Source organism: Salinimonas profundi (genome assembly GCF_014750655.1).
GTDB lineage: Bacteria > Pseudomonadota > Gammaproteobacteria > Enterobacterales > Alteromonadaceae > Alteromonas > Alteromonas profundi_A.
In genome coordinates this window covers 54,663-81,567 of sequence record NZ_JABBXD010000006.1, presented here as the reverse complement: position 1 = coordinate 81,567, position 26,905 = coordinate 54,663, and the positions used below count along the sequence as shown (strand labels likewise).

The following is a 26,905-nucleotide window of genomic DNA, read 5'->3' as shown; positions in this document are numbered from 1 at the left end:
TGTTTAAACATGCAGGTATTTCTGCACTACAACCAGCCTGACGTAAAAGCAGGGTGGAAGAAGGAGAAGTGAAATGTGGGACGCGATACACCGGTCTCTATTAAGCACCCAATTTAAAATAGTCGCTTTAATAACAATTTTTCTTGTTGGAGCAGTAAGTTGTGCGGTTCGTGAACCTGGCGAAATAGAAGGTACATGGATTATTACTGAAGCCATAGCGCCGACTAATAACGAAGCATCTGATAAAGATTCACAAATGTGGCTAGGGCAATCATTTCACTATGGCCCTGAAAATCTCACACTGGGTCGGACGTTCTGTAAGTCTGCAGAGTATGACGAAGCTAAATTGTCTGCCGCTGAGTTTAAACAGGATTACAATATAGGATTACGTGAATTGGATATTCACGATAATGCTGTTCGTACCGTGTCAGTAACATGTGATGAAGCAGAACGTCTACCGGGTCAAACCGTATTACTTGCCGCATCCGGCAAGGCCTACACTGTCTGGAATGGTGCGTTCTATAAAATGGAAAAAACACCGGCTAAAACGCAGGCTGATGGCTTATAATTAAACGATGTCATCCTGCTCTGCTGGCCTGAACGGTGCACAGATATCCTGATTGCGACCATTCTGTTTAGCGGCATAAAGCAGTTTGTCGCACTGGGACAAAACCTGCGAAATATCCGCTTTATCGCTGACTTCCACAATGCCTGCTGAAAACGCCAAGGTACCCTCTGCGCCCAGTTTAGTCAGGTCCTGTTGGCTTATAATCTCCCGTAGCGAGCGCAGTTTTTCTTTTGCGTCGTTCTGGGTTGCGCCACTTAACATCAGTACAAACGTTTCACCACCATAGCGGCCGAACACATCTGCTTCACTGCACTGATACTTGCACAATCGCGCGAAATGAGACAGAACTGTATCACCCATTTTATGACCACTCGCGTCGTTGATACGTTTGAAATGGTCTAAATCAATAAGCGCGACGCATACTTTATCGTCCAGCCTTTTCATAGTATTAATGCGCAATTTAATGGTATCAATAGCAAACCAGCGGTTATATACGCTGGTAAGACTATCAATTCGGGAAAAATGCTCTACTTCCCGTTTAAGGCGTGATTGTCGCCAAAGTATTAACCCCGTTAAAAGTGCGGCAAATGAACTAAAAGTTGCTACAGAGGCTGCGATTGTGAAGTCTAACTCTTTTTGATTAAGCTTTTGTTTTATTAGCGTGACATCTCTGTCGTTGATAGCAGTATCAATACGCTTCAACTGCTTAAAGCTGAAGTTTGCTTTTTCTTTGAAAAATAAAATCTTGATGGCTTCTTCATAATAGGAGTTGGCTTTCTCGTGCTGACCTTTGAGACTCTCTACTTTTGCTTGTGCATATAACGAATTCACATCCTGGCGAGGACCTTCGGTCTGGAAATTTTTTGGAAGGCTTTGCATTTTGTTGAGATAAAATTCGGCTTTATCAGCGTTTTTAAGTTCAATCTGGCTAGCAGTGAGAAGTTTGTATAAGGAGTACTCTGTAGAGCGCTGGACATGTTTTGAATTTAAATGAAGGTCTAACGCATCTTTCGCGTATAAATAGGCCAGTTCAGGGCGCTCTTGCTCTCGAAAGTAAACCGCTGAATAAGTAAGTAGCTGAACGTTTAAATCACTGCGCCCGGTATCTTCAGCTAGTTCACTCATTTTTTTCAGACTTGCCCAGGCGTCATCGAATTTTTCCAGGTTAATCAGGGTAAGTATTTCGCATGAAAGTCCATCTACCTGAACATCGGGATCCTGTGGTGCGTTGTTCTTATATTTGCGACAAAACTCGAGGGCACCCTCAAAGTCTCCCAGACTGAAAAGTGCGCTATACATATTGTGAAATATATCGGATAACGAATAATCATAAGCCATTCCCCGACTCAAATTACCTGAAGACAGAGGTATATAGTTATTAATTTCCAGGATAGCGTTGAAGTGTAATTCGGCTGTTAGTAATGAGTACACCAAAAGTGATGTGGTCCAGCCTTCAACGCGAGGCCAGTTATTTTCTCTGGCGATTGCCTGAATGTCCCGGTATTTTTTAAACTGCTCTTCATAAGACAAATCCGATAGCCAGATCATCAGCGCTTTACGTTCGTAAAAATACTCAGGGTAATCCTCACGCAAGACCTTAAGCTCAGAATCTGTTAATGCATAAAATGCCGGGTCATTCTCAATATAGAGAAATGAGGAAAGATAGAAGTATTTACCAAGTACTGTGGTGGTATCAAAAGGGTGATCCACTAACGCTTTCAACCGGTTTTCCGGAGGCTGTTTTAAAATTGCACGCCGCTTCGCCGCATATTCTTCAAGTGTGCCGGCAAATACGGTGTGGCAGGTCAAAAGTAGTAGCGTGATGATGATTAAGCGTGAAAACATAAAGATAGAAATACTCATCCAATAAGTAATGTTGAAAATACCTTTCGCAGTGTAGTAACAAATAGTAGTTACAAAATATCGTCCTGCTCTGCTGGCCTGAACGGCGTACAGATATCCTGATTGCGACCATTGCGCTTAGCGGCATAAAGCAGTTTGTCGCACTGTGTTAAAACCTGTGTAATATCAGCTTTTTCGCTCACTTCCACAACCCCGGAAGAGAATTCCAGTGCGCCATCGGCGCCCAGTTTGGTGAGATCCTGATGGCTTAATACATCGCGTAATCCCTGTAGTTTTTCTGCTGCATCAGTTTGTGCTGCGCCATTTAGCATCAGTATAAATGCTTCACCGCCGTATCGTCCGAACACGTCCTCACTGCGAAACTGGTACTTGCATAGTCTGGCAAAGTGGGAAAGCACGGCATCTCCGACCTGGTGACCGAACAGGTTATTGATACGCTTGAAGTGGTCTATATCAATAAGTGCGACGCACACTTTATCGTCCAGCCTTTTCATACCATTAAGATGCTTTCTAATAGCGTCGAGCGCAAACCAGCGATTGTAAACCCGGGTCAGACTGTCGAGTCGGGAAAAGCGTTCGAGGTCGCGTTTGCGTCTGGTTAGTCGCCACACTAATGCGCTGGTGACTAAAGCTATCACAATACTTACACCGGCAACTAAAGTGACAATCGTGGAATATCGCGTTTCTTCCTGAAGCTGCTTTTTAGTCAGGGCAAGCTCTCGGCTATTCAAAGAACTATTTATACTTTTAAGCTGTGTAAAACTGAATGTTGAAGCTTCATTCAGGTATAAAGCTTCAAACGCTTCCTTATAATACGGGAGGGCTTTTTCATATTGACCTTTGAGCTCATAGATATTGGCCTGGGCGACAAGCGAATCGACTTGCGTGCCTGGGCCTTCAATTTGTGTCGTGAGAGGGAGCTCTTGCAATTTTTTCAAATAGAACTCAGCGCGTTCAATATTTTCTAAGTCAATCTGGCTGACGGTTAACAACACATAGATGTTGTACACAGTAGGATTTAACGATTTCCCATCTCGCTGAAAAATGTCGAGCGCATCTTTTGCATAATGATACGTGAGATCGGGGCGCTCTATGGCTCGATAAAAAAAAGCAGAACTTAATGAAAGTTGAACTTTATATTCGGTTAATCCGGATTGTTCAGCTATCTGATTCATCTTTTTTAACTTTGACTGAACCTCATCATAACGCTCAAGGGCAATAAGTGAACTTATCTCGCACGATAAACCATAAAACTGTGTAGATGTGTTTTCCGGCAAGTACTGTTTATATTTACCACAAAACTCGAGCGAACCCTTATAGTCATCCAAATAATACAAAGAAATCGATATGTCGAGAAAGACGCCCATCAATGGGTAATCGTAAAACATGCCATCTTTGTCAGTATGCGGAGCCTTGGGCGTGTAGTTGTTCATTTCTAAGATGGCATTGAAATGCAGTTCAGCGGCTTGAAGTGAGGTAACCAGTAATGATGTTGCCCAGCCCTCTATGCGAGGCCAGTTGTTTTTTCTGGCAATAGTCTGAATCGAGCGGAATTTTTCAAAACGTTCCTCGTCGGGCAAATCCGACAACCAGACCATGAGCACCTCGCGTTCATAAAAATACTGCGGGTAATCGGCGCGTAATGTCTCAAGTTCAGATTCGGTTAGGGCGTAAAACGCCGGATCATTTTCAATATAAAGAAACGATGACAGATAGAAATACTTGCCAAGCGGAGTGCTGGTATCAAAAGGATGATCGTCTAACGCTTCAAGCCGGTTTTCTGGAGCCTGCTGTAAAATTTCACGTCGTTTCGCTTCATAATCGTTTAGTGTATCGGCGAATACGGTGAGACAGGTTAACACCAGCAGCGTGAAAGTGATTAAGCGCAAATACATAAATCGAGCGAAACTCATCCTTTACGTTATAGTGAAAAGAAGCCTGGGCAATTACGCAGTGGTATTTAACCACTACAAAATATCATCCTGCATTGACGTCCTGAACGGTGCACAGATGTCCTGACTACGGCCATGTTGCTTAGCTGCGTGAAGCAATTTATCGCATTGAGATAAAACTTGTGTAATATCAGCTTTTTCACTGACTTCCACAACCCCTGCAGAGAATTTTAGTGTGCCATCGGCACCCAGTTTGGTGAGGTCCTGATGACTCAGTATTTCCCGAAGTTTGTGTAATTTGGCCACTGCATCGCTTTGCGTTGCGCCACTTAGCATCAGTACAAATGCCTCACCACCATAGCGGCCGAAGACGTCTTCATCGCGAAACTGGTATTTGGACAGTCGGGCAAAGTGGGAGAGTATGGCATCACCGACCTGGTGACCGAACAACTTATTAATGCGTTTGAAATGGTCTAAATCAATTAGCGCAACGCATACTTTATCGTCCTGCCTTTTCATATCATTAAGGCGTTTTTTTATCGCGTCGAGCGCAAACCAGCGATTGTAAACCCGGGTCAGACTGTCGAGCCGGGAAAAGCGTTCGAGATCGCGTTTACGGCGTGATTGTCGCCATAACACTATGGTTGCCGTTATGGTTGATAGCGTAGTAACAGTCGCAATAACAGTCACTATTTTTAAGTAATCTTTGCTTTTTTTTAGCTGTTGCTTTGTCAGCTTCACTTCTCTGGCATTGATAGAGTTGCCAACCCCTTTCATTTCCCGAAAACGAAACTTTGCGTCTTCTTTAAAATACAGCGCTTTTAAAAGCTTTTCGTAATAGAGAATAGCTTTTTCGTGCTCACCCTTAAGATTGAGAATTCTGGCTTGTGCTGTTAAATCATTTATATCCGCTTCAGGGCCAGTTGTTTGAGACGTTGGAGTAACCGCGCGCATTTTGTTTAAGTAAAACTCGGCTTTTTCAGCATTATTTAGCTCAAGTTGGCTGGCAGTAAGAAGCGAGTACAAACCGTACACAGTTGGACTCAGTGAACTGTTGTGCTTTAAATGGAGGTCCAGCGCATCTTTAGCATACACAAACAGCAAATCAGGACGATCTTTTTCGCGATAAAACGCAGCGGAAAGCATTAAAAGACGTATTCTTGAATCAATAAGGTCTGCGCTTTCAACCAATTTACTCATTGTTTTTAATTTGGCTTGCACTTCTTCAAGCCGATTTAGTCTCAACAAAACCGATATTTCGCAGGAAATGCCATCAATTTGAACACTAATATCATCGGGTGAGTAAGCTTTATACTTGCGACAAAACTTCAATGCACCTTCGAAGTCATTCAGCGAATATAGCGACGAGAACATCTGATAAAAAATTCCGTGCAAAGTGTAATCATATGTCATACCCGACTTATCAGAATGACGTGCACGAGGTATGAAATTATTCATTTCAATTATTGCATTGAAGTGCAGTTCTGAAGACTGCAAAGATAAAACCAGCATTGATGTTGCCCAGCCCTCAATACGAACCCAGCGATTCTGTCGGGCAATGGTCTGAACATCTCTAAACGCTTCAAATTTTTCTTCGTCTGGTAAGTCCGACAGCCAAATCATCAGTACTTCACGTTCGTAATAGTATTCAGGATACCTTTTACGCAGAGTCTCAAGCTCAGAATCCGCTAATGCGTAAAACGCCGGGTCATTTTCAACGTAAAGGAATGAGGAGAGATAAAAATACTTTCCCAGAACAGTCTTCATATCGAATGGATGATCTTTTAGTGGTTCCTGACGATTTTCAGGTGCCTGCCCCAAAATCTGCCGTCTTTCTGCTAGATAATCTTCAGGCGTGTCTGCAATAACAGCTTTCGAGAAGCAAAGAAGAAGAAAAATTGTAGTTAAGCGAAGATACATAAAAATTTGAGATATTTTGTGCGTTAAGTGGGGCGGATAAAAAAGCAGCGGCGAATATACGCGGTTAGTAATGCAGGTTAAAGGTTTCCTACATTAAAATTTGGGTTAATTTCAACTCCTTGTAGCCCTGCTGTATCAGATCGGGTGACTTAAATTTATCTTCTTGTCGAAATAGCGCATAATATTCTGCCCTGAGTATCAATTGGTTTAGAGTCAGTGAAAGTCGTATCTTCTGGTAAAGATCAAAATGTAGAAAAGCTAAAAGTACCGCCACACAGCATAGAGGCTGAGCAGTCTGTGCTGGGTAGTATGCTGATCGATCCGGATAGCTGGGACAAGGTGGCAGAAGTGGTCACTGAGACTGACTTTTATAACCGTTCTCATCAGATTATATTTCGCGCCATCGTCCGGTTATTGGGCCGTAATGAGCCGGTTGATTTAATTACCGTCTCAGAGGAGCTTGAGCAGCACGACGAGCTCGAAGACGCTGGTGGGTTTGCGTATCTGGGCGAACTGGCCAAGAACACTCCCAGTTCAGCCAACGTCGTCAGCTATGCAAAAATCATCAGCGAGCGGGCGGTCACACGTGAACTCATCGGTGTCGCGCACGACATCGCTGAAATTGGCTACAATCCGGAAGGGCGAGACAGTGCGGATATTCTGGATTACGCTGAGAGTAAGGTTTTTGAAATTGCTGAAAAGCGCACGGGCGAATCAGAAGGGCCGCAAGGGGTTGATTCCGTTCTTGGTAAAACCATAGATCGTCTCGAAGCGCTGATAAAAACCAATAAGGAAGTAACTGGTGTTACCACAGGTTTTACCGATTTGGATAAAAAGACCAGTGGTCTGCAGCCATCGGACCTTGTGATTGTTGCTGCCCGTCCTTCGATGGGTAAAACGACCTTTGCGATGAATCTGTGTGAAAACGCAATGATGGCCGAAGATAAGCCGGTGCTTGTGTTCAGTCTTGAGATGCCATCGGAACAAATCATGATGCGTATGCTGGCATCGTTGAGTCGGGTTGATCAGACAAAGATTAGAACCGCGCAACTTGATGATGAAGACTGGGCCCGCATCTCAAACACCATGGCCATGCTAAAAGACAAAGACAGTCTTTTCGTCGACGACTCTTCAGGGCTGACCCCTATGGATGTGCGAAGCAGAGCACGTAAGCTGGCTCGGGAGCGCGGTGGGATATCGCTCATTATGGTGGATTACCTGCAGTTGATGCGAGTCCCGTCACTTAGTGATAATCGTACATTAGAAATTGCAGAAATCTCCCGCTCACTGAAAGCTTTGGCTAAAGAATTGGAAGTGCCGGTTGTTGCACTTTCCCAGCTTAACCGGAGCCTGGAACAACGTGCTGATAAACGACCGGTTAACTCGGATCTCAGGGAATCCGGCTCTATCGAGCAGGACGCTGACCTTATTATGTTTATCTATCGGGATGAGGTTTATCACGAGAACAGTGAAGAAAAGGGCATCGCCGAAATTATAATTGGTAAACAGCGTAACGGTCCGATTGGCACATGTCGGCTGACCTTCCAGGGGCAGTTCTCACGATTTGACAATTATGCCGGGCCGCCAATAGGCGACGATTATTAGTAACAGATAAAAAAATAGGCGCCGAAAAGGCGCCTATTTTCATAGCGTTGAGTAGGATTTACTCGCGTTCTTCCGCTTTTTCAACCGTCGCGGTCACACGGATGTGAATGCGGCGGTTCATGCGGTGTGCTTCGGCAGTATTTGAATCATCAAGCAGTTGCGTTTCACCAAACGCTTCTGTTTCTAAGCGAGATTCATCAATACCGTATTCATTTACCAGCATTTCTTTAAATGCTTCGGCACGACGTTCAGATAAATCCATGTTGTAATCTTCTGGACCTGGTGCAGAAGCATGACCTTCGATCAGTGCATCAGTTTTGCCATAGCGTTTGAAGAAATCAACGAAGTCCTGAATGTCTTCTGAACGCGGGTCAGTGATTTCCGCGCTTTCTGAAGCAAACAGTACACGTAATGTGTGCGTAACTTCTTCTTCCTCAAACACGGTACAACCGTCTGCGTCGACTTTGTCACTCATTGGTGTATCAGGACACATGTCATCAGTATCGTTTACACCATCATTGTCGCTGTCGCCAACAATTTCACAACCGCGCTCATCAACCTGAACACCAGCAGGTGTATTAGGGCAGTCGTCCATGTTGTTCATGACGCCATCATTATCGGTGTCGTTATTGACCGGGGTCGCTGGTGCCGGAGTCGGTTCAGAGCTCGCTGGCGAACCACCGATAGGGAACATAACACCCACTTTTGCACTGTAGTCAGTGTATTCGTCATCCCAGTCATAATAGGCAGCAATTTCAGTAGTCAGTTTAACACTGTCAGTGATGTCCCAGTGCTTACCAATACCGATATCTACTAAATCATGTTCCTGATCAAAATCCTGGCGCTTATAACCACCAAACAGATACCACCAATCGTTAGGTGCGAAGTATACTGCATCAACACCGTAAGAAATGCCCGAAACACTGGTATCAGTTCCAAGGATTTGCATGTAATCAACATCCAGTGCTGTTAGTTCAGCACGGATAGCCCAATCATCGTTGAAGCGCCAGCCGTATTCACCGCCAAAACCAAAACCATCATCCATAAAGTCGTCTGCTGGTTTTTCTGATTCAGCGTTGTAATACATCCCGTGCAGTCCAATCCAGCTGTCAAAAGGCTTTGCTGATTCCTGGGCAATTGAGGGAGCTGACATTACTGCTAGCGCTACAGCGGCTAAACTAAATGTTTTTTTCATAGTCACGTCCTGTACAAGTTGAGTTTTACTGATTCCAACAGCTATGCACGTTATGTGCCAGTAGAAGCAGGGTGGGCTGGGTAGCCCGAAAAGCCGGATATTACCGCACCTTGCCTTGCAGAGTTGCAACAATACGGCGACTGCCCCCGTTGTTGCGATGCTCAGCAAGGATAATACCCTGCCAGGTACCAAGCTGAAGCTTGCCATTAGCAATTGGGATAGTTACTTCACATCCCAGCAAGCTCGATTTGATATGCGCAGGCATATCGTCACTGCCTTCAAACGTGTGCGTAAAATAAGGCGTGTCTTCTTTAACAGTATGATTAAACCAGGCTTCCAGATCAGTTCTTACCGATGGATCGGCGTTTTCATTAATGGTCAGACCCGCGCTGGTATGCTGAAGCCAAAGATGCAGCAAGCCTGCTTCTAAGTCCTTGATTTGAGGAATAGCGTCTTTTATCTCATCAGTGACGAGATGAAACCCACGTGTAAGAGGTTGAAGTGTAATGATTTCACTGTGCCAGTAACTATTTGTCAAAACAGATTTCCAGATGTGCCATACCTTCATCGCTATGAAAAGGCATGATGAGTTTAGGCCCGTCCACCTGGTGGCTGATAGAATGTTGCTTTCCGGAGACGACGATGGGGGTCGCCATACCAAATTCAAAGCCACGCTCAGACAGGTCGCGCTTTGCGTTGCCACAAATCATGTTCGTGACTTCGCCTACCATGTCGCCTACTTCTCCGTCTATCGATTCAGGCCGCTCGCCAACCATCCGCTCCATGATGGTTAAAGCCAGCCCTTCATCAAATGTAATGGACAGCGAGCCTTTTACCTGAGGACCCACCATTCCAATAAGACCGGAAACGTCACCTTTTGCTATCTCAGACTGCTTTCGCTTGGGTTTGCCTGGCTTTAATGTGGTTTGAGCCATTGTTTCAAGCACATTCAGCAAGCCGGTGATAAACGGATTTACGAACTCTGCATTCATGTTATCTGGCCTCTTGTACAGCAGATTGTTCGGCTTTCTGACAATCAGCACACAATCCATGGGCTTCGATTGTCTGCGTCGTGACTGAAAAGCCATGTTCCTGAGCTTGCTTATCTAATGTTGACTGCAGTCCCTGCGACTGAATTTCTGCTACGTCGCCGCAGCTGTCGCAGATAAGAAACTGAACAGGATGGCTACAGCCAAAATGGTGGCAGGCCACAAAGGCGTTGGTTGACTCAAGGCGATGAATAAATCCAAACTCAAGCAGAAAGTCCAGTGCGCGATAAACCGTTGCCGGCTTAGCGCTGGATTCTGTTTCCTTTAGCGCATCCAAAAGTTCGTAGGCTCCCATAGGCCCATGCTTCCCTAACAGTATTTCGTATACTTTTTCTCGTAAAGGGGTAAACCGGGCGCCGCGCTGTTCGCAAAACGCCCGGGCTTTGTTTAGCAATGTTGAGTTATTCATAAATTAAAATTGCTGCTCTTAAACGTTGTGCACTACCGAGCGTCAGCTCTTTGCTGATGAATGTGCTGAATTTGGTTATCACCATAATGCGCTAACATGTGATCAATCAACTTATCTTCCAGTGCAAATCGGGTTTCAAGCGTTTCGCCCAGCTCGGCCAGATCGGCAGTAAAGTCAATTGTATGCGATGGTGACACCTGTACAGCGTATCTATCCTGAAAACGCAATGCGAAATCTGTGGTGCGAGACAGCTTCGGGTAAGATTGTTCTCTTAATCGCTGTCCGGACGCGTCATCACTTATCAGCATGTCGTAAATTTCAAAGTGTCCTGCCGACAGATAATCCATCAACAGATTGCAGAATTCTACAATATCAGACTCGCGTTGCGCGATGGTGGCATTGTTATCCGGCTTTGCCAGCGCACAATAGTGAATAAGTAACGTTTTGCGCGCCTCAAGCCATTGGTCAATGGCCGATGAGCGTCCGCCCCATTTTTGTTGCAGTTCTTCCTGTTGACTAAGCATAGTGCCTCGCACCCGTTGTATGATTAGGAAACCGCCTGAATGTTCCATGAGTATAACACTGCCACTAATCAGTACAAATTTGCCGGTGATTTCAATCATTTTCGCGCTTCCTTGTTCGACATGACAGATCGCTTTATCATCGGAAAAAACGTGTGACGTAAGGGGCAATAAGTATGATGAATTACTTTAGCAAGCAGGATTTGCTTAGCTACCGCGGTGAGTGGATGGTGTTCTGGCGCGATAAAGTATTGGTTGATGAAAGCGGCGCGTTACCGCAGGGAGCCTGGTCCGACCTTACCTCGTTACACCATTATGCCGGGCAAGTGCAGTCTCTGCCGCCCCTTGAGCAAACTGATTCACCGCCACCGGCTTTGCCGGTTTTAGACATTGGCGCTGAGCATGTGGATATCCAGGGGTGGCAATGGGTATCGCTCAGGCAAATTCTGACTGATGCCTCAGCGTTTCATTATAAAGAGTATTCACGGGTCTGGCAGTATATCCATTTTCTGCGCACACACCGCTTTTGCGGACAGTGCGGTGGGCATACTGAAACCATCAGTTGGGAAATGGCTGTGCAGTGCAGGCAGTGTCAGCATCGCGTCTATCCACGGGTCTCGCCCTGTATTATTGTGGCAATTTATCGCGGTGATGAAATTCTGCTCGCCAGAGGCGTGCGGCATAAAGATGCGCAGATGTATTCTACACTGGCTGGCTTTGTAGAAAGCGGGGAAACGCTTGAGCAAGCGCTTCATCGGGAAGTCTTCGAGGAAGTGGGGATAACGATTAAAAACGAAGTGTATTTTGAAAGTCAGGCCTGGCCATTTCCTCACTCACTGATGGTCGGATATATTGCAGAGTACGCCGGCGGACAGATTACAATCGATGAGCGCGAAATTGTTGACGCGCACTGGTTCAGCATTCACGATCTACCCAAAATTCCGCCGACAATGTCTGTCGCCGGGCGACTGATCAATGCCGTGGTGGCACGACACCGATCGTAAAACTGTCGTTGCCCCAAAACCGTTACAATACGAAAGCGCGACTATTGCGCCAGAAACTTGGTATACTTGCGCGTTTTTAAAACTCTTTTGCTTTTTTGAGGAAGCTATGTCCGATTCTACTGACACATCACCCAGCCATCTTGTCAATGATCGCTATTTAAGAGCGTTATCGAAGCAGCCGGTGGATATGACTCCCGTGTGGATGATGCGTCAGGCCGGGCGCTATTTACCGGAATATAAAGCAACGCGTGCGCAAGCTGGCGATTTCATGTCGCTTTGCCGCAATGCGGAGCTGGCCTGTGAAGTCACACTTCAGCCTCTGCGCCGGTTTGAGCTGGACGCAGCCATTCTGTTTTCAGACATTCTAACCATTCCCGATGCCATGGGTTTGGGGCTGTATTTTGAAGCCGGAGAGGGGCCCAAATTCAAACATCCCCTGACCAATCAGCGGGAGATTGAAAAGCTGGGTATTCCCGATCCCGAGGGAGAGCTTCAGTATGTGATGAATGCTGTGCGAACCATCCGCAAAGAATTGAAGGGCGAGGTCCCTCTGATTGGTTTTTCAGGCAGCCCCTGGACCTTGGCGACTTACATGATCGAAGGTGGTTCGAGTAAAGCATTCACAAAGATCAAAAAAATGGCCTTTGCCGACCCACAGGCGCTGCATCTTCTGCTGGATAAGCTTGCGGATGCTGTCATCGCTTACCTCAATGCTCAAATAGCAGCTGGTGCGCAGTCGGTGATGGTGTTTGATACATGGGGTGGTGTGCTGTCACCGCGAGATTACAACTTATTTTCTTTGCAGTATATGGCTAAAATTGTTGATGGGCTGACCAGACATAACGATGGCCGCAAGGTGCCGGTGACATTGTTCACTAAAAATGGTGGCATGTGGCTTGAGTCAATTGCTGATACCGGCTGTGATGCAGTCGGGCTGGACTGGACCATCAATATTGATGAGGCACGCGCCCGTATTGGTGACAAGGTCGCCTTACAAGGCAATATGGACCCGTCAATGCTATATGCCAGTCCAGATAGAATTGAGGAAGAAGTGACGACCATCCTTAAAAAATATGGCACCGGTAGTGGCCATGTATTTAATCTGGGCCATGGTATTCATCTGGATGTGCCACCTGAAAATGCAGGTGTGTTTATCGATGCTGTGCACCGGTTGAGCAAGCCTTATCATAACGGACAATAAAGCAGTGATGCAGAAATGGGGTTATCTACTATTGCTGGCGTTTATAGGTGTGGCGGCATACCAGTTCGGCTATTACCAGAATAAGCTCTCGGTCAGTGAAAAAAGCAAACAGCTTTTGCTGGGGGAGATGGAACAGCGTTCCAGACTGGATGCCGCGCCATCTGCGCATGGCAATCAGATTTCCCCTGCGCTTGATGACAACAGTTCGGCATCTACGCAGCGAAAGCAGAAGGATACGTTAACACTGCATCCCAGCAAAGAATATTTATTGCTGCATGCAGTAACGTGCGAGCAGGAGGGCTGCAGGCTGACCGGACAATATCAGGGCAAGCCCGAGACGTTGCGTGTCATGCTGGGCCAAATGCAGCGTGCACCCTGGTGGACCCATCAGTCGTTGCCTGATGAAAGTGACAGCGACAGCGATCCCACCTTTTTCGTGGCTCAGTTTGACCCATACCAGCGTGGCTAATAGCTGTACTAAATCACCTTTTCGTTGCACAGACCGCTGTACAGCGGCGACAAACGCGCATTTGGGCATGACAATTAGCCACAATGTATAGGCTCTTATTGAAAACGGAGTCGTTGGTAAATAGGGATGTCATACTCTATAGCGCTGTCGGTGGTGTGCTGGCAAAATGCTTTAAACCAATTTCTAAGCAACGCCAAAATTGCTAGGCGTCCCGGGGTAATCCTTTTTCAACCACACGGGTTAACCGCGCCAGCTGACGATTCTTATTCTGATGATAAGAGCCGTTTTCCTGCTGGCGCTGCAGCGCCCATTCAATATGCGGCTTTACCAGTTCATCTGCCTGCGCAAGTGCGCCTTGCAGGGCATTGATAATCTCCACATCAAAATTGGCATTACCCATCGCCACGGCGATATTTCGCTGCCATTTTGCATGACCAATGCGGCGGATAGGCGAGCCCTCGGTATTGCGTAAAAAGGTCTCTTCATCCCAATTGAATAAGGTCACCAGGGACTGGCCGTGTAACACTTTTCGAGGGTGAAAATCTTCTTGTTCAGTCACATCGGCAAACCGGTTGTAAGGGCATACCAACTGGCAATCGTCACAGCCATAAATACGGTTACCCATCAGTGGTCTCAATGATTCGGGGATTGGGCCATCGTGCTCAATGGTCAGATAAGAAATACATTTACGGGCATCAACCTGATAGGGTGCAACGATAGCGCCCGTCGGGCACATCGTGATGCATGCGTTACAACTGCCACAGCCTTCTTCGACGGGTGAATCCGTCGGCAGTGGGAGATTAATAAAAAGCTCGCCTAAAAAGAACCAGGAACCGGCGTCTCGATTTAATGTCAGGCTATGCTTGCCGGTCCAGCCAAGCCCCGCCTTTTCTGCTAAAGCATGCTCAAGGACCGGTGCCGAATCCACAAAGGGGCGAAAATGGGTATCGGAAAATACATCAGTGATTTTCTGACCCAGCTGTTTGAGTTTTTTACGCAGTACCTTGTGATAATCGCGACCCAGTGCATAGCGGCTGATGTAGCCTATCTGGTCATTCTTAAGGTGTCTGGCAAAGGAAGCATCAGGCGGCAGATAGTCCATCCGGACACTGATAACGCGCAGTGTGCCGGGAAGCAGTTCATCCGGCCGGGCACGCTTCATACCATGCGCGGCCATGTAATCCATCTCGCCATGATAGCCGTTATCTAACCATTGCTGCAGGTAAGCTTCGTGTTTGGACAGATCGATATCACTGATACCAACTTGCTGAAAGCCTAGCGCACGGCCCCAAGCCTTGATATCGTCTGCTAACCGACCTAAATCTACTGAATGAATTCCGGACATGCCCATATGCTAGATACTCAACTGACCTCAAGTTTATCATACAAACTTTATCGTGCCGATGAAGTCCGCGGGAATGAACAGGAGGCGGCCAGCAAAAGCGGCTGCGAGATGTTCACTTTGATGGAACGCGCTGGTGAAGCAGTATTCAGGCAATGTCAGCATCTGCTGCCTAACACTGAGGTGTACCTGGTGCTGGTGGGTCAGGGAAACAATGCCGGCGATGGCTATGTAGCGGCATGCAATGCGCGCCAGGCCGGTAAGCGGGTGATTGTTTGCGCCGTAGAGCCAGAGCGGAAGCTGGACGGTGATGCCGGCAGAGCGCAACAAAACTGGCTGGATACCGGCGGCACCATCGAAGCATTTGATGAAGAGAAACTCAGCAGTGCCGGTCTGGTTATCGACGCGCTTCTGGGAACGGGCATCAATACCTATATCCGCAATGAATTTGCGCATATTATCGATAAAGTCAATGAGGCGGATGTGCCGGTGGTCAGTATTGATGTGCCGTCCGGTCTGGATGCAAACAGCGGTCAGTCTATGGGGCGGTGTGTTCAGGCCGATGTGACTGTGACGTTGGTGGGCATCAAACCTGGCTTAACAACCGGGGCGGGTAAACAATCCTGCGGACAGCTGGTATTTGAAGATTTAGGTATATCAAAAGCGTTTTCTGCTATCGCCAAACCGTTTGCCAGCTGGCTGGATATCGAGCAGTTTAAGGGCATGGGCCCTCGTGATATTCATAGTCACAAGGGCACATATGGCCGGCTATTGTGTATCGGTGGCAACAAAGGCACAGCAGGCGCGATTCGCTTAGCCAGTGAGGCAGCGCTGCGCGCCGGAGCAGGTATGGTCCGCGCCTTCGTACATGAAAAGTCGATTATTCAGGTAAGCGCTGGGCGTCCCGAGCTGATGGTGACCAGTGAAGCGCTTGAAGATGCTTTGCAATGGGCCACATGTGTGGTTATCGGACCGGGTCTGGGGCAAGACGACTGGGCGCAACAGGCTTTTGAAGTGGCCATGAAACACTGTCAGAGTGAAGAAAAGCCTATGGTCATTGATGCCGATGCGCTTAATCTGCTGAGCAGGCAGGCCACCGCATTTACGATCGCATCGTGTATACTCACGCCGCACGCCGGCGAAGCCGCTCGCTTACTGGGCGTGTCGGTAGATGATGTAGAAACGGAGCGGTTTAATTATGCCAAGCAATGTGCAGAACGCTATCATGCGACCTGTGTGCTCAAGGGTGCCGGTACCATCATTGATAATGAGAATTCAGTAGCGGTCTGTCGGCACGGCAATCCAGCCATGGCAACCGCCGGTAGCGGCGATGTGTTAAGTGGCATATTAGGGGCGTTACTGGCGCAGGGGCTGGATACTGAACTGGCCAGTCGCTATGGGGTAACGCTTCATGCCAAAGCCGGCGATGACCTGGCGGCGAGAGACGGACAGCGCGGCATGCTTGCCAGCGATCTGTTCAGCGCAGTCAGAACGCTGATGAACCAATAGTCTTGTAACAGGCAGTAAATGAAACATGACAACTGTGACCTATAATTTTGAAGTTGCTGATGAGCAGCATACCCAGCACATCGCGCAGCAGCTTGCGAACGCGCTGAAAAAAGTAGCCAATCAAGGCGTCGTTGTGCATCTTGAAGGTGATTTGGGTGCGGGGAAAACCACGTTCAGCCGCTATTTTATTCAAACATTAGGGCATTCAGGTACGGTTAAGAGTCCAACCTATACGCTGGTGGAACCTTATGAGCTGGGTGAGGTCAATGTGTATCACTTTGACCTTTATCGCCTGGCCGATCCCGAAGAACTGGAGTTTATGGGGATCAGAGACTATTTTGGAGATAATACGGTGTGTCTGGTGGAGTGGCCTGAGCGTGGCGGAGCGCTGTTGGCATCTGCGGATATAACGATTACTATAAAACTTGAAGAAAACGTTCGCTGCTTTACGCTCACTGCTGATAGTAAAACCGGTACCGGAATACTTGCGGCTGCTTTTGCCGATGCGGAATGAGCCGGGAATGTTGACACTGCGCCTACAATAATTAAATCAGTATCATAAAGGCAAGGTATGTTGCGCTTATTAATTCTTTTCATATTCACGGGGCTGTTGGTCGCGCCACTTCAGGCTGCGCAAAATAAGGTCAATGCGCTGCGTGTTGCGCCGGGCCCGGATAAAACCCGTGTGGTTTTTGATTTATCACAATCGCCGCAATTTACCTATTTCTCGTTATCTAATCCTAACCGGCTGGTCATCGATTTGGCGAACACCAGCGACGCTGCAGATTTGGCGACAGCCGGAGAGACAGGAACATTGGTGCGGCGCTTACGCTACTCCACACCTAAAAATGCGCAGTCTGCGCGAATCGTTATCGATTTAAATCGTAAAACCGATCCTGAAATTTTTGCTATTGCTCCATCCGGCGAATACGGACATCGGCTGGTGGTAGATTTGCCCGGCCAGTCTGTGTCCTCTTCTTCTCAAGCTACCGGCGTATTAATCGACAGCGCAAATAACACCCGGGACCGGGATATTATTGTCGCAATTGATGCCGGACACGGTGGCAATGATCCAGGCTCTATCGGCCCGTCGGGCACTTATGAAAAGCACATTACGCTTAGCATTGCGAAAAAGCTGGCAGCGCTGGTTGATGCTGAGCCTGGAATGCGTTCTGTTCTGGTGCGTAATGGGGATTACTACATTTACCCCACCAAGCGACCTGAAATAGCGCGCCAGAAAAAGGCCGACCTGCTTATTTCTATTCACGCTGACGCATTCAGCCAGCCAGAGCCTCGCGGCGGCTCGGTCTGGGTATTATCAATGCGCCGGGCTGACTCTGAACTGGGTCGATGGCTGGAGAAAACCGAACAGCACTCAGAGCTGTTGGGCGGTGCGGCCGAAGTAATCTCAGACAACGCCAGTGAGCGTTATCTGGCAGAAACCATCATTGGATTGTCGATGGACCACTCTATGTCGGCAAGCTACGACCTGAGTGAAAAAGTTATCGCAGAGATGAAAAATGTCACACGTCTGCACAAGCGAGCACCTCAGGCAGCCAGCTTCGCGGTTCTGACCGCACCGGATATTCCATCCATACTGGTAGAGGTGGGTTTCATTTCTAATCCGCAGGAAGAAAAAAACCTGTTGTGGGAAGAGTATCGGGAAAGACTAGCCCGCTCAATGTTCAACGCAACAAAACGTTATTTCAAACAGGTTCCACCAGATGGTACCCTATGGGCCTCCTACAAGGAGCGCAACCGTACGCATAAAGTACGAAGTGGTGAGTCGTTATCGCTTCTGGCCCAGCGTTATAATGTCAAGGTCAGCAGTATCAAAGAAGCCAATGATATGAACAACGATGTGGTCAGAATTGGCCAGGTACTTACCATTCCCAGCACCTGAATTTTACCTAGCCCGGATTATCGATTTTGCCGATTCAACTGTTACCGCCACGTCTGGCCAACCAAATTGCCGCTGGTGAAGTGGTTGAGCGTCCCGCCTCTGTTGTTAAAGAGCTGATAGAAAACAGCCTGGATGCAGGTGCGACCCGCATCGAGCTGGATATAGAGCGCGGCGGCCACAAACGCATCAGACTCCGAGACAATGGCGGCGGCATTGCAAAAAATGAGTTGCAGCTTGCACTGAGTCGTCATGCAACCAGTAAAATCGCTACCCTGGACGATCTCGAACAAATCCTATCACTCGGATTTCGGGGTGAAGCACTGGCCAGTATCAGTTCTGTCAGCCGATTATCTCTAACCTCAAAAACCCCGGAACAATCTGAAGCCTGGCAAGCGAGCTGTGAAGGCCGCGAAATGGATGTGTCGATTGTGCCGGCAGCGCACCCTGATGGTACAACCATTGATGTGGCGGATCTGTTTTATAACACGCCAGCCAGACGCAAATTTCTGCGCACTGAAAAAACGGAATACCAGCACATCGAAGATGTGGTCAAGCGTATTGCGCTAAGCCACCCTCAGGTCAGTTTTACACTTAAACATAATAATAAGGTCATGCGACGTTTCGCCGCAGTAAAGCCGGAGAATCAGGCGCAGCGTCTGGCTCAGGTTGTCGGGCAAAAATTCGTTGATAATGCTACGACGCTGATGCTTGAACATCAGGGCATGAAGATTCAGGCCTGGTTGGGCAATCATACGATGCTTCGAAGCAGCAATGACTGTCAGTTCAGTTTTGTAAACTACCGGGGAATGCGCGATAAACTGATTCTGCATGCTATTCGTCAGGCTTATGAAATGAGCTATGGGGCGGTAGAGCAACCGGCGTTTGTCTTCTACCTTAACGTTGATCCGAAAGAGGTTGATGTGAATGTTCATCCGGCCAAGCACGAGGTGCGATTTCAGCAAAGCCGTCTGGTGCACGATTTCATTTGCAAAGCGGTGTACGATGCACTGTGTGAAGATGTCGGCTCTGGCGCGGCGGTCAGTACGAATATCGATGCTTCAGTGACACACGATTATATCCGCCCGTTAGCAAGACAACATACCGATGTGGCAGAGCGTCAGCCGGCCGGGGCGCAGTATGCGCCGGTGGCTTCTGGTACGCATTCGGCAGGCGGTTCACCAGCAAGTCAGCGGGAACGGCGCTCATCCTCTTATAGCCCGGATTATCAAGCCAGCTTTAATCAGCTGATGACGCCAAAAAGCGACACTCAGAGTGCTGAAGCTCTGTCTCCTAAGGGGTTGCAGCTGAATCTGAGTTATCGGCTAGTTCACGATGAATCGACAGTAATCCTGCTTGGCGCCACTGATTTGCTGCCTGAGTGGTGGCGGCATGTATTAGACCATGGTCGTACCTCACAACCATTGTTGATGCCTGTGGCGGTAGACGCTGATAATATCTGTGCGCCAACAATTTCACGTCTCAATGAGATCGGATTTGTTATTAACAATGTGGCTGGCAAACTGCGCTTGCAGCAGGTACCAGCTGGCTGTCGCCACTTGCCATGGGTGTCGTTATTTCCGCAGTTGGTCAGCCTTCGGGCAGACAGTATCGAAGCCCTGGCGCGCCAGCTTTCTGAGCTTGATATTGATTGGCCCGACGACGTCATCGCGCACATCTGGCAGTGGTTTGATAATCTGCCATTGTCGCAGCAAAATGATATATCAAGGTCACTGGGAACCGGGGTCGATTCTACACAACTGATTGATAAGTGGGGCATGTTTAATGAGTAGTGGCACAGCTGATGCATTGCCTGTCATTGCAATCATGGGCCCGACAGCATCGGGAAAGACAGGGCTGGCGCTGGCGTTAGCAGACAAAATTGACTGTGAAATTGTCAGTGTTGATTCTGCGTTAGTGTATCGCAGCATGGATATTGGTACCGCAAAGCCTACTGCTGATGAGCAGGCTATTGCGCCACACTGGTTAATCGATATACTGGATCCTGCGCAAAGTTATTCTGTTGCAGCATTTTATAAAGATGCAGTACGGTTAATTGGTGAAATTCATCGTCGGGGCAAGGTCCCGGTTTTGACAGGCGGTACAATGATGTACTTTAACGCCTTGATAAACGGAATTTCGCCCTTACCTAAGTCCGACGAGGTGATCAGGGAGGCAATATCTCAGGAGGCAGAGGTTCACGGTTGGGCGTCAATGCATGACCAGCTCAGGCAAGTGGACCCTACTAGCGCTCAGAGAATTCACCCTAATGACCCTCAAAGACTGACCAGGGCTTTGGAAGTTTTTCGAAGTTCGGGACAAACGCTCACGCACTGGCAAAATCAGAAAGTGGAGCCTTGTCCCTACAACATTACGCAGTTTGCCATCGCGCCATCAGATAGAACTGTACTGCATGAGCGAATAGCACAACGATTTGATTTGATGCTGGATGCAGGCCTGATTGCAGAAGTGGAGAAATTGCGCGACAGAGGTGATCTTCATGAAGATTTACCCTCTATACGTTCAGTAGGATACCGTCAGGTTTGGCATTATCTTGAAGGCGCGCTTACATATCCACAAATGCGGGAACGAGGCATTATTGCCACCCGACAGTTGGCAAAGCGTCAGCTGACCTGGCTTAGAGGCTGGGACCAGCTGAACTGGTTAGACACATTTGCTAACGATAATATGGCTAAGATTTTAGCAAAAGTCGCACCTTAGGTGCATGAGTGTGGTATACATTAGGCATGATGACGCCGTAATTGCTCGTCACCTAAATAATAAAAACTAAGGATTTCAGATGGCTAAAGGGCAATCTTTACAAGACCCATTCTTGAACGCATTACGCAAGGAACGTATCCCTGTGTCAATTTACCTGGTTAACGGAATTAAATTGCAAGGTCAGGTCGAGTCTTTCGACCAGTTTGTAATTCTTCTGAAAAACACGGTAAGCCAGATGGTTTATAAGCACGCTATTTCTACGGTTGTGCCTGCTCGTGCCATCACCATGCCCAGTTCAACCCAAGGGGACGCAGACAATATTAAAACTGACTAAACAAAAAGGTACATCGCTTGTTTGACCGTTATGAAGCCGGTGAGCAGGCTGTCCTTGTTCATGTTAACTTTGCCGATGAAAATTCTAAAGAGGAACTGGCGGAATTAGAGCTGCTGGTCTCTTCTGCGGGTGTCAATGCTGCGGATGTATTAACCACATCCCGCAGTGCGCCGCACGCCAAATATTTTGTCGGTTCCGGAAAGGCAGAAGAAATCGCCGCTGCCGTCAAGGCGCATGAAGCCAACGTGGTTATCTTCAATCATGCGCTATCGCCTTCTCAGGAGCGAAATCTAGAGTCTATCTGCAGATGCAGGGTGCTTGATCGCACCGGTCTTATCCTGGATATCTTTGCCCAGCGTGCCCGCACACATGAGGGTAAACTGCAGGTGGAACTGGCTCAGCTTCGACACATTTCAACGCGTCTCATCCGCGGCTGGACCCACCTTGAACGCCAAAAAGGCGGAATAGGGTTACGAGGCCCTGGTGAAACGCAGTTGGAGACGGATCGCCGTTTACTTCGCGGCCGGATAAAATCAATTATCCGCCGGCTCGAAAAAGTACAAAGACAACGTGAACAGGGGCGTCGCTCGCGTAAACGCGCTGAAATCCCTACTGTCTCGCTGGTGGGCTACACCAACGCAGGCAAATCGACACTCTTTAATCAAATTACTGATGCGCATGTTTATGCGGCCGATCAGTTATTTGCTACACTTGACCCCACACTGAGAAAAATTGAGCTTCAGGATGTGGGCCCTGCTATTCTGGCGGATACCGTTGGATTTATCAGACATCTTCCCCATGATTTGGTCGCCGCGTTCAAAGCGACGCTGCAGGAGACGCAGGAAGCGGACTTATTGCTGCATGTGGTGGATGTGTCTGATGCCCGCTATCGGGAAACGATGGATGAGGTAAACGAAGTCCTGGACGAGATCGAAGCAGGGGATAAACAACAGTTACTTATCTGTAATAAGATTGATAATCTTGAGGAAGTAAAACCTCGTATAGACAGAGATGATGAAGGGATGCCTATTCGGGTATGGCTTTCAGCACGTGAGGCAGTTGGCCTTGAACTGTTAAGTGAAGCACTGACTGAATGTCTGGCTCGCAATATGGTAGATTACACATTGCGAATACCGCCTGAACACAGTCATCTACGCGGTGTATTATTCGATCTAAATTGTATCGCTGAAGAGTCTTACGACACGAACGGTGACTGGATAGTAGACGTAAGAATGCCCGCAACTGACTGGAACAAGTTAGAAAAGCGGCTTGATAAAGGGCTATCCGAGTTTGTGGAATTTGAAGGGGCCGTTGCTCAGCATGATAACGACAATTAAAAGACTTAATTTAAACCACTTTATGGAGTACTAGCATGGCTTGGAATGAGCCGGGTGGCAATAAAAATGACCCCTGGAAAAACCGTGGGGGTAAAGATCAGGGACCACCGGATTTGGACGATGTGTTCAAAAACCTGTTTGGTAAATTCAGTAAGGGCGGCGGAAATGGCGGCTCTGGCAAAAGCATGGGCAAACTTGGCATAGGTCTGTTGGTTGGCTTGCTTGTTGTAATCTGGTTTGTCAGTGGTTTTTATACCATTCGTGAAGCTGAGCGCGGCGTAGTGCTGCGGTTCGGCGAGTTCTACACCGAAGTTGAGCCAGGCCTTCGCTGGAAGCCGACGTTCGTGGATTCTGTTATTCCGGTTGACGTGCAATCTATTCGAGATCAGGCATCTTCAGGTTCAATGCTGACCGAAGATGAAAACGTTGTTCGCGTGCAGATGGAAATGCAGTATCGCGTGGTGGATCCGTTCCGCTGGACATTTGCTGTTGAAAACCCTGAAACCAGCCTTAGTCAGGCGCTGGACAGCGCGATTCGCTACGTTGTTGGTCATTCTGAAATGGATGACGTACTAACCGATGGTCGTGAAGTGGCGCGTCAACGTGTCTGGGAAGAACTTCAGTCGATTATTGACCCCTATAATATGGGGGTGTCTATTATTGACATGAACTTCCGTGATGCCCGTCCGCCTGAAGAAGTTAAAGATGCTTTTGATGATGCTATTTCGGCGCAGGAAGATGAACAGCGTTTCATTCGTGAGGCTGAAGCGTATGCCAGAGAAATCGAGCCGCGTGCTCGTGGGCGTGCAAACCGTATGAATGAAGAGGCGCAGGCTTACAAAGAACAAATTATTCTGCAAGCGCAAGGTGAGATTGCTCGGTTTGAAGAATTATTACCGCAATATGAGCAAGCGCCGGAAGTTACCCGGAATCGGATTTATCTGGAAACAATGGAAACCGTATTTGGTAACACCAGCAAGATACTGGTCGATAGCCAGGACGGGGGCAATATAATGTACCTGCCATTGGACAAAATGATGAATAGTAATGGCAGCAGCTCTCAGAACCTGAGAAATAGTTTACCGAATCTACAGGTTCCCGATCTGCAAAATAATAACGGTGGCTCAAATAACAGTAGCCCAAGTTCCGGGCTACGCAATAGCCGTTTCAATAATGGAGGTGAATAAGTCATGAAAAATATCGTGATAGTTGTACTTATTCTGTTAGTCGCATTAGCCTCCGGTTCGCTGTTTGTAATTCGCGAGGGTGAACGGGCTATTGTTATTCAGTTCGGCAAGGTTCAGCGTGACGACCAGACTGGCGATACGCGGGTATTTGAGCCTGGCTTACACCCTAAAATTCCTTTTATTGATTCTGTGAAAAAACTGGATGCACGTATTCAGACACTGGACGATGGTGCAGATCGTTTTGTTACAGAAGAGAAAAAGGATTTGATTGTAGACTCCTATGTGAAATGGCGTATTGAAGATTTTGCTCGTTATTATCTGTCTACAGGCGGGAATAAATTGCAAGCAGAAGCGCTTTTAAAACAGAAGGTTAACAACGGCCTGCGGTCTGAATTTGGTACTCGTACCATCAAACAAATTGTTTCAGGCGAGCGTTCTGCATTGATGGATCAGGCGATGAAACAGGCGTCTACGTCTTCAGACGAGCTGGGTATTGAGATTGTCGATGTGCGCGTTAAGCAAATTAACCTGCCAACGGAAGTCAGTAACTCAATCTTCCAGCGTATGCGCGCAGAACGTGCGGCTGTGGCCAGAGAGCACCGTTCTGAAGGTCAGGAGCAGGCAGAGGTGATTCGTGCAGATATTGATGCAAAAGTAACCGTTATGCTTGCTGATGCTGAACGTAACGCGCGTCAGGTTCGTGGTGAAGGTGACGCACTGGCAGCACAGATTTACGCTTCGGCATATTCCAAAAATGCTGATTTCTATAGCTTCCTGCGTAGCATGGATGCTTACAGAAAAAGCTTCGACTCTAAGCAGGATATTCTTGTGGTGCAGCCTGACAGTGAATTCTTCCGTTACATGAATGATAGTGGTGGCGGTAAAAACAAATAGATATCTTATCAAACCAGCCTTCGGGCTGGTTTTTTTGTGTTCTGATTATAGATACTCTTACTTATCGTTTTTGCACTACCACATCAATAAGACTCCCTGCGTATGTGAGGGCATGAGTATTACATGCTCTTTTAGATTGGTTTTCTTTCGTTGAGTGAACAACACCTATTTTGTTTTTCTGCGCAGCACTAACTGTATGAATTCAAATGACAGGTAACGTTTTTTTCACAAAATGTGCGTCAGGGCGCGCTTTACGCTACAATCGCGTCTCAAAAAAAGATGTCAAACCGTTGTGTGCTGAGCCTGTAGTGTGGAGTCACAGCGAATTAAAGCCAGAGGTATCAGTTTGTCTTCTAATCAATCACAAGCGCGTTCTGCTTACGAAGAGCAGGCGCAGGGCGGACTATTCGCCCGTTTTTTGAGCACCGTAGAGTGGCTTGGAAATCTTCTTCCGCATCCGGTCACCCTATTTGCCATTTTGGCGGTGGGTATTGTTTTTATCAGCGGCATACTGGGCTATTTTGATATAGCCGTTGCCGATCCGCGTCCGGAAGGGGCAAGTGGTCGTAGCACTGATGGTGTTATCAGTGTTGTATCGCTGATGAGTGCTGAAGGTCTTCAGCGAATAGTGACAAACCTGGTGACGAACTTCACTGGCTTTGCGCCGTTGGGCACCGTGCTGGTCGCTTTATTGGGCGTTTCGGTGGCAGAACATTCTGGTATGTTATCCGCTGCGATGCGCGGACTGGTGATGAATGCGCCGAAAAAAGTGGTCACTTTTGCTATCGTCTTTGCAGGTATCGTGTCAAATACCGCCTCGGAGCTGGGCTACGTTGTTTTGATCCCACTGGCCGCCATGATTTTTCATTCATTGGGACGCCATCCACTGGCCGGACTTGCCGCAGCCTTTGCCGGGGTTTCAGCCGGTTATAGTGCCAACCTGCTACTTGGAACCGTCGACCCGCTGTTATCCGGTATCACTGAAGCGGCCGCCCAGATGATCGATCCTGATTATGTGGTTGGCCCGGAAGTGAACTGGTACTTCATGTTTATCAGTACATTTGTAGTGGCCATCATGGGTGCGGTGGTTACGGATAAAATCGTCGAGCCAAGACTTGGTCAATTCGATGAATCACATGCGCCTGCCGGTCTCGAAAAGCAACAGATGGATCCGCCGACCAGACAAGAGAAAAAAGCACTGGCCTGGGCGGGTGTTTCGTTTCTGGTGACCTGTGGGATCCTGGCGCTGACGGTCGTGCCGGAGTGGGGGATTCTGCGAAACCCTGAAACCGGTGAAGTTCAGAACAGCCCGTTTCTTAAAGGTATCGTCGCCTTCATCTTTATCACGTTTGCTATTCCCGGCTTTGTCTATGGTCGAATTGCCGGCACCATGAAAAATGACAAAGATATTATCGATGCGATGTCTAAAAGTATGGGCTCGATGGGTCTATACATCACACTGGTATTTTTTGCCGCTCAGTTTGTAGCATTTTTCAAATGGACAAACCTGGGAACGGTACTGGCGGTGAAGGGCGCTGCCTTGCTTCAGTCGGTCGGGCTGGACGGACCGTCTGTCTTTATTCTTTTCATTCTAATGTGTGGAATGGTAAACCTGTCGTTGGGCAGTGCGTCTGCACAGTGGGCCGTTACTGCGCCCATCTTTGTGCCCATGCTCATGCTATTAGGATATGCGCCGGAAGTGATACAGGCTGCTTATCGGATCGGTGACTCGGTAACCAACGTTATCTCGCCAATGATGAGCTACTTCGGACTGATACTGGCAATGGCGGCCCGCTATCGCAAAGATCTGGGAATGGGCACCCTTATCGCCATGATGCTGCCCTATACAATGGTGTTTATTGTGGGTTGGGGGCTACTTTTCTTCATCTGGGTATTCCTGCTGGGAATGCCAGTCGGTCCAGGCGCCGCAACATACTACGGATAATAAAAAAGGCAGCACGGGCTGCCTTTTTTTATGTATGCTT

24 protein-coding genes are annotated in these 26,905 nt (G+C 47.8%); 15 read left to right on the top strand and 9 right to left on the bottom strand.

Translation table 11 applies throughout. The annotated features are described in order from the left end of the window. Positions 1–73 precede the first annotated feature (73 nt). Positions 74–568, top strand: a complete 495-nt coding sequence (locus tag HHX48_RS11550) for a hypothetical protein (RefSeq protein WP_191025261.1) — start codon at positions 74–76, stop codon at positions 566–568. Here HHX48_RS11550 and HHX48_RS11545 read toward each other — a convergent pair whose 3' ends face one another. From HHX48_RS11545 to HHX48_RS11535, 3 genes are all read right to left on the bottom strand, one after another. Then, entirely contained in the window at positions 569–2,413 is a 1,845-nt protein-coding gene (locus HHX48_RS11545; RefSeq protein WP_191025259.1) for a tetratricopeptide repeat-containing diguanylate cyclase, read from the bottom strand. A gap of 68 nt (positions 2,414–2,481) precedes the next feature. Continuing rightward, positions 2,482–4,326, bottom strand: a complete 1,845-nt coding sequence (locus tag HHX48_RS11540; RefSeq protein ID WP_191025257.1) for a GGDEF domain-containing protein — start codon at positions 4,324–4,326, stop codon at positions 2,482–2,484. Positions 4,327–4,398: 72 nt separating this feature from the next. Further along, positions 4,399–6,090, bottom strand: coding sequence for a GGDEF domain-containing protein (locus tag HHX48_RS11535; RefSeq protein ID WP_191025255.1), 1,692 nt, complete (start codon positions 6,088–6,090; stop codon positions 4,399–4,401). Between the two features lie 369 nt (positions 6,091–6,459). Here HHX48_RS11535 and dnaB point away from each other — a divergent pair, with 369 nt between their 5' ends. Further along, entirely contained in the window at positions 6,460–7,848 is a 1,389-nt protein-coding gene (dnaB, locus tag HHX48_RS11530; protein WP_191025253.1) for a replicative DNA helicase, read from the top strand. Between the two features lie 58 nt (positions 7,849–7,906). On the opposite strand, the gene HHX48_RS11525 is transcribed toward dnaB, so the two are convergent. The 5 genes from HHX48_RS11525 to rsd all read right to left on the bottom strand — a co-directional run bounded on the left by HHX48_RS11525 (position 7,907) and on the right by rsd (position 11,124). Beyond that, positions 7,907–9,043, bottom strand: a complete 1,137-nt coding sequence (locus HHX48_RS11525; protein ID WP_191025252.1) for an OmpA family protein — start codon at positions 9,041–9,043, stop codon at positions 7,907–7,909. Positions 9,044–9,143: 100 nt separating this feature from the next. Next, entirely contained in the window at positions 9,144–9,581 is a 438-nt protein-coding gene (locus HHX48_RS11520; protein WP_223858314.1) for a secondary thiamine-phosphate synthase enzyme YjbQ, read from the bottom strand. Continuing rightward, positions 9,571–10,035 (bottom strand): chemotaxis protein CheX, encoded by a 465-nt coding sequence (locus tag HHX48_RS11515; RefSeq protein WP_191025250.1) that lies wholly within the window; start codon positions 10,033–10,035, stop codon positions 9,571–9,573. Before HHX48_RS11515 ends, HHX48_RS11520 begins: the two co-directional genes overlap by 11 nt. Before the next feature lies 1 nt (position 10,036). Further along, positions 10,037–10,501 carry a transcriptional repressor gene (locus HHX48_RS11510; RefSeq protein WP_191025248.1) on the bottom strand — a complete coding sequence of 155 codons (465 nt, stop codon included), beginning with the start codon at positions 10,499–10,501 and terminating at the stop codon, positions 10,037–10,039. 32 nt (positions 10,502–10,533) lie between these two features. Next, the gene (rsd, locus tag HHX48_RS11505; RefSeq protein WP_223858313.1) at positions 10,534–11,124 is read right to left on the bottom strand and encodes a sigma D regulator; all 591 of its coding nucleotides are present in this window, start codon (positions 11,122–11,124) and stop codon (positions 10,534–10,536) included. Between the two features lie 74 nt (positions 11,125–11,198). On the opposite strand from rsd, the gene nudC reads away from it, so the two are divergent. From nudC to HHX48_RS11490, 3 genes are all read left to right on the top strand, one after another. After that, entirely contained in the window at positions 11,199–12,026 is an 828-nt protein-coding gene (nudC, locus tag HHX48_RS11500; RefSeq protein ID WP_191025247.1) for an NAD(+) diphosphatase, read from the top strand. A gap of 106 nt (positions 12,027–12,132) precedes the next feature. Beyond that, entirely contained in the window at positions 12,133–13,227 is a 1,095-nt protein-coding gene (hemE, locus tag HHX48_RS11495; protein WP_191025245.1) for a uroporphyrinogen decarboxylase, read from the top strand. 4 nt (positions 13,228–13,231) lie between these two features. Beyond that, positions 13,232–13,696, top strand: a complete 465-nt coding sequence (locus HHX48_RS11490) for a hypothetical protein (RefSeq protein ID WP_191025241.1) — start codon at positions 13,232–13,234, stop codon at positions 13,694–13,696. 202 nt (positions 13,697–13,898) lie between these two features. Here HHX48_RS11490 and queG read toward each other — a convergent pair whose 3' ends face one another. Next, the gene (gene queG / locus HHX48_RS11485; RefSeq protein WP_191025239.1) at positions 13,899–15,041 is read right to left on the bottom strand and encodes a tRNA epoxyqueuosine(34) reductase QueG; all 1,143 of its coding nucleotides are present in this window, start codon (positions 15,039–15,041) and stop codon (positions 13,899–13,901) included. Positions 15,042–15,047: 6 nt separating this feature from the next. Between queG and HHX48_RS11480 the strand changes: the two genes are divergently transcribed. From HHX48_RS11480 to HHX48_RS11435, 10 genes are all read left to right on the top strand, one after another. Beyond that, on the top strand, positions 15,048–16,547 hold the full coding sequence (locus HHX48_RS11480; protein WP_191025233.1) for an NAD(P)H-hydrate dehydratase: 1,500 nt from the start codon (positions 15,048–15,050) through the stop codon (positions 16,545–16,547). Positions 16,548–16,572: 25 nt separating this feature from the next. Beyond that, positions 16,573–17,061: a tRNA (adenosine(37)-N6)-threonylcarbamoyltransferase complex ATPase subunit type 1 TsaE gene (gene tsaE, locus HHX48_RS11475; protein WP_191025229.1), complete on the top strand. Its 489-nt coding sequence runs from the start codon at positions 16,573–16,575 to the stop codon at positions 17,059–17,061. Between the two features lie 57 nt (positions 17,062–17,118). Beyond that, positions 17,119–18,450, top strand: a complete 1,332-nt coding sequence (locus HHX48_RS11470; RefSeq protein ID WP_191025227.1) for an N-acetylmuramoyl-L-alanine amidase — start codon at positions 17,119–17,121, stop codon at positions 18,448–18,450. Positions 18,451–18,476: 26 nt separating this feature from the next. Continuing rightward, the gene (mutL, locus tag HHX48_RS11465; RefSeq protein ID WP_191025226.1) at positions 18,477–20,240 is read left to right on the top strand and encodes a DNA mismatch repair endonuclease MutL; all 1,764 of its coding nucleotides are present in this window, start codon (positions 18,477–18,479) and stop codon (positions 20,238–20,240) included. Then, entirely contained in the window at positions 20,233–21,168 is a 936-nt protein-coding gene (miaA, locus tag HHX48_RS11460) for a tRNA (adenosine(37)-N6)-dimethylallyltransferase MiaA (RefSeq protein ID WP_191025225.1), read from the top strand. Before mutL ends, miaA begins: the two co-directional genes overlap by 8 nt. Positions 21,169–21,247: 79 nt before the next feature. Then, the gene (gene hfq / locus HHX48_RS11455; RefSeq protein ID WP_191025223.1) at positions 21,248–21,502 is read left to right on the top strand and encodes an RNA chaperone Hfq; all 255 of its coding nucleotides are present in this window, start codon (positions 21,248–21,250) and stop codon (positions 21,500–21,502) included. Between the two features lie 17 nt (positions 21,503–21,519). Then, a complete protein-coding gene (gene hflX / locus HHX48_RS11450; protein ID WP_191025222.1) occupies positions 21,520–22,839 on the top strand; it encodes a ribosome rescue GTPase HflX in 1,320 nt (439 codons plus the stop codon). A 35-nt stretch (positions 22,840–22,874) separates the two neighbouring features. Continuing rightward, positions 22,875–24,026, top strand: coding sequence for an FtsH protease activity modulator HflK (hflK, locus tag HHX48_RS11445; RefSeq protein WP_191025219.1), 1,152 nt, complete (start codon positions 22,875–22,877; stop codon positions 24,024–24,026). A 3-nt stretch (positions 24,027–24,029) separates the two neighbouring features. Then, entirely contained in the window at positions 24,030–24,920 is an 891-nt protein-coding gene (gene hflC / locus HHX48_RS11440) for a protease modulator HflC (protein ID WP_191025218.1), read from the top strand. 346 nt (positions 24,921–25,266) lie between these two features. Further along, positions 25,267–26,865, top strand: a complete 1,599-nt coding sequence (locus HHX48_RS11435) for an AbgT family transporter (protein ID WP_317983504.1) — start codon at positions 25,267–25,269, stop codon at positions 26,863–26,865. Positions 26,866–26,905: the final 40 nt, after the last annotated feature.

What these genes read in the sequence shown, in the direction of transcription:
- HHX48_RS11470 (WP_191025227.1), top strand. Translation starts at nt 17,119, where the DNA reads ATGTTGCGCTTATTAATTCTTTTCATATTCACGGGGCTGTTGGTCGCG.
- hflK (WP_191025219.1), top strand. Translation starts at nt 22,875, where the DNA reads ATGGCTTGGAATGAGCCGGGTGGCAATAAAAATGACCCCTGGAAAAAC.
- queG (WP_191025239.1), bottom strand. Translation starts at nt 15,041, where the DNA reads ATGTCCGGAATTCATTCAGTAGATTTAGGTCGGTTAGCAGACGATATC.
- HHX48_RS11545 (WP_191025259.1), bottom strand. Translation starts at nt 2,413, where the DNA reads ATGTTTTCACGCTTAATCATCATCACGCTACTACTTTTGACCTGCCAC.
- HHX48_RS11525 (WP_191025252.1), bottom strand. Translation starts at nt 9,043, where the DNA reads ATGAAAAAAACATTTAGTTTAGCCGCTGTAGCGCTAGCAGTAATGTCA.
- hflC (WP_191025218.1), top strand. Translation starts at nt 24,030, where the DNA reads ATGAAAAATATCGTGATAGTTGTACTTATTCTGTTAGTCGCATTAGCC.
- HHX48_RS11510 (WP_191025248.1), bottom strand. Translation starts at nt 10,501, where the DNA reads ATGAATAACTCAACATTGCTAAACAAAGCCCGGGCGTTTTGCGAACAG.
- HHX48_RS11515 (WP_191025250.1), bottom strand. Translation starts at nt 10,035, where the DNA reads ATGAATGCAGAGTTCGTAAATCCGTTTATCACCGGCTTGCTGAATGTG.
- HHX48_RS11540 (WP_191025257.1), bottom strand. Translation starts at nt 4,326, where the DNA reads ATGTATTTGCGCTTAATCACTTTCACGCTGCTGGTGTTAACCTGTCTC.
- hfq (WP_191025223.1), top strand. Translation starts at nt 21,248, where the DNA reads ATGGCTAAAGGGCAATCTTTACAAGACCCATTCTTGAACGCATTACGC.
- nudC (WP_191025247.1), top strand. Translation starts at nt 11,199, where the DNA reads ATGATGAATTACTTTAGCAAGCAGGATTTGCTTAGCTACCGCGGTGAG.
- miaA (WP_191025225.1), top strand. Translation starts at nt 20,233, where the DNA reads ATGAGTAGTGGCACAGCTGATGCATTGCCTGTCATTGCAATCATGGGC.
- rsd (WP_223858313.1), bottom strand. Translation starts at nt 11,124, where the DNA reads ATGATTGAAATCACCGGCAAATTTGTACTGATTAGTGGCAGTGTTATA.
- hemE (WP_191025245.1), top strand. Translation starts at nt 12,133, where the DNA reads ATGTCCGATTCTACTGACACATCACCCAGCCATCTTGTCAATGATCGC.
- HHX48_RS11480 (WP_191025233.1), top strand. Translation starts at nt 15,048, where the DNA reads ATGCTAGATACTCAACTGACCTCAAGTTTATCATACAAACTTTATCGT.
- HHX48_RS11550 (WP_191025261.1), top strand. Translation starts at nt 74, where the DNA reads ATGTGGGACGCGATACACCGGTCTCTATTAAGCACCCAATTTAAAATA.
- HHX48_RS11535 (WP_191025255.1), bottom strand. Translation starts at nt 6,090, where the DNA reads ATGAAGACTGTTCTGGGAAAGTATTTTTATCTCTCCTCATTCCTTTAC.
- tsaE (WP_191025229.1), top strand. Translation starts at nt 16,573, where the DNA reads ATGACAACTGTGACCTATAATTTTGAAGTTGCTGATGAGCAGCATACC.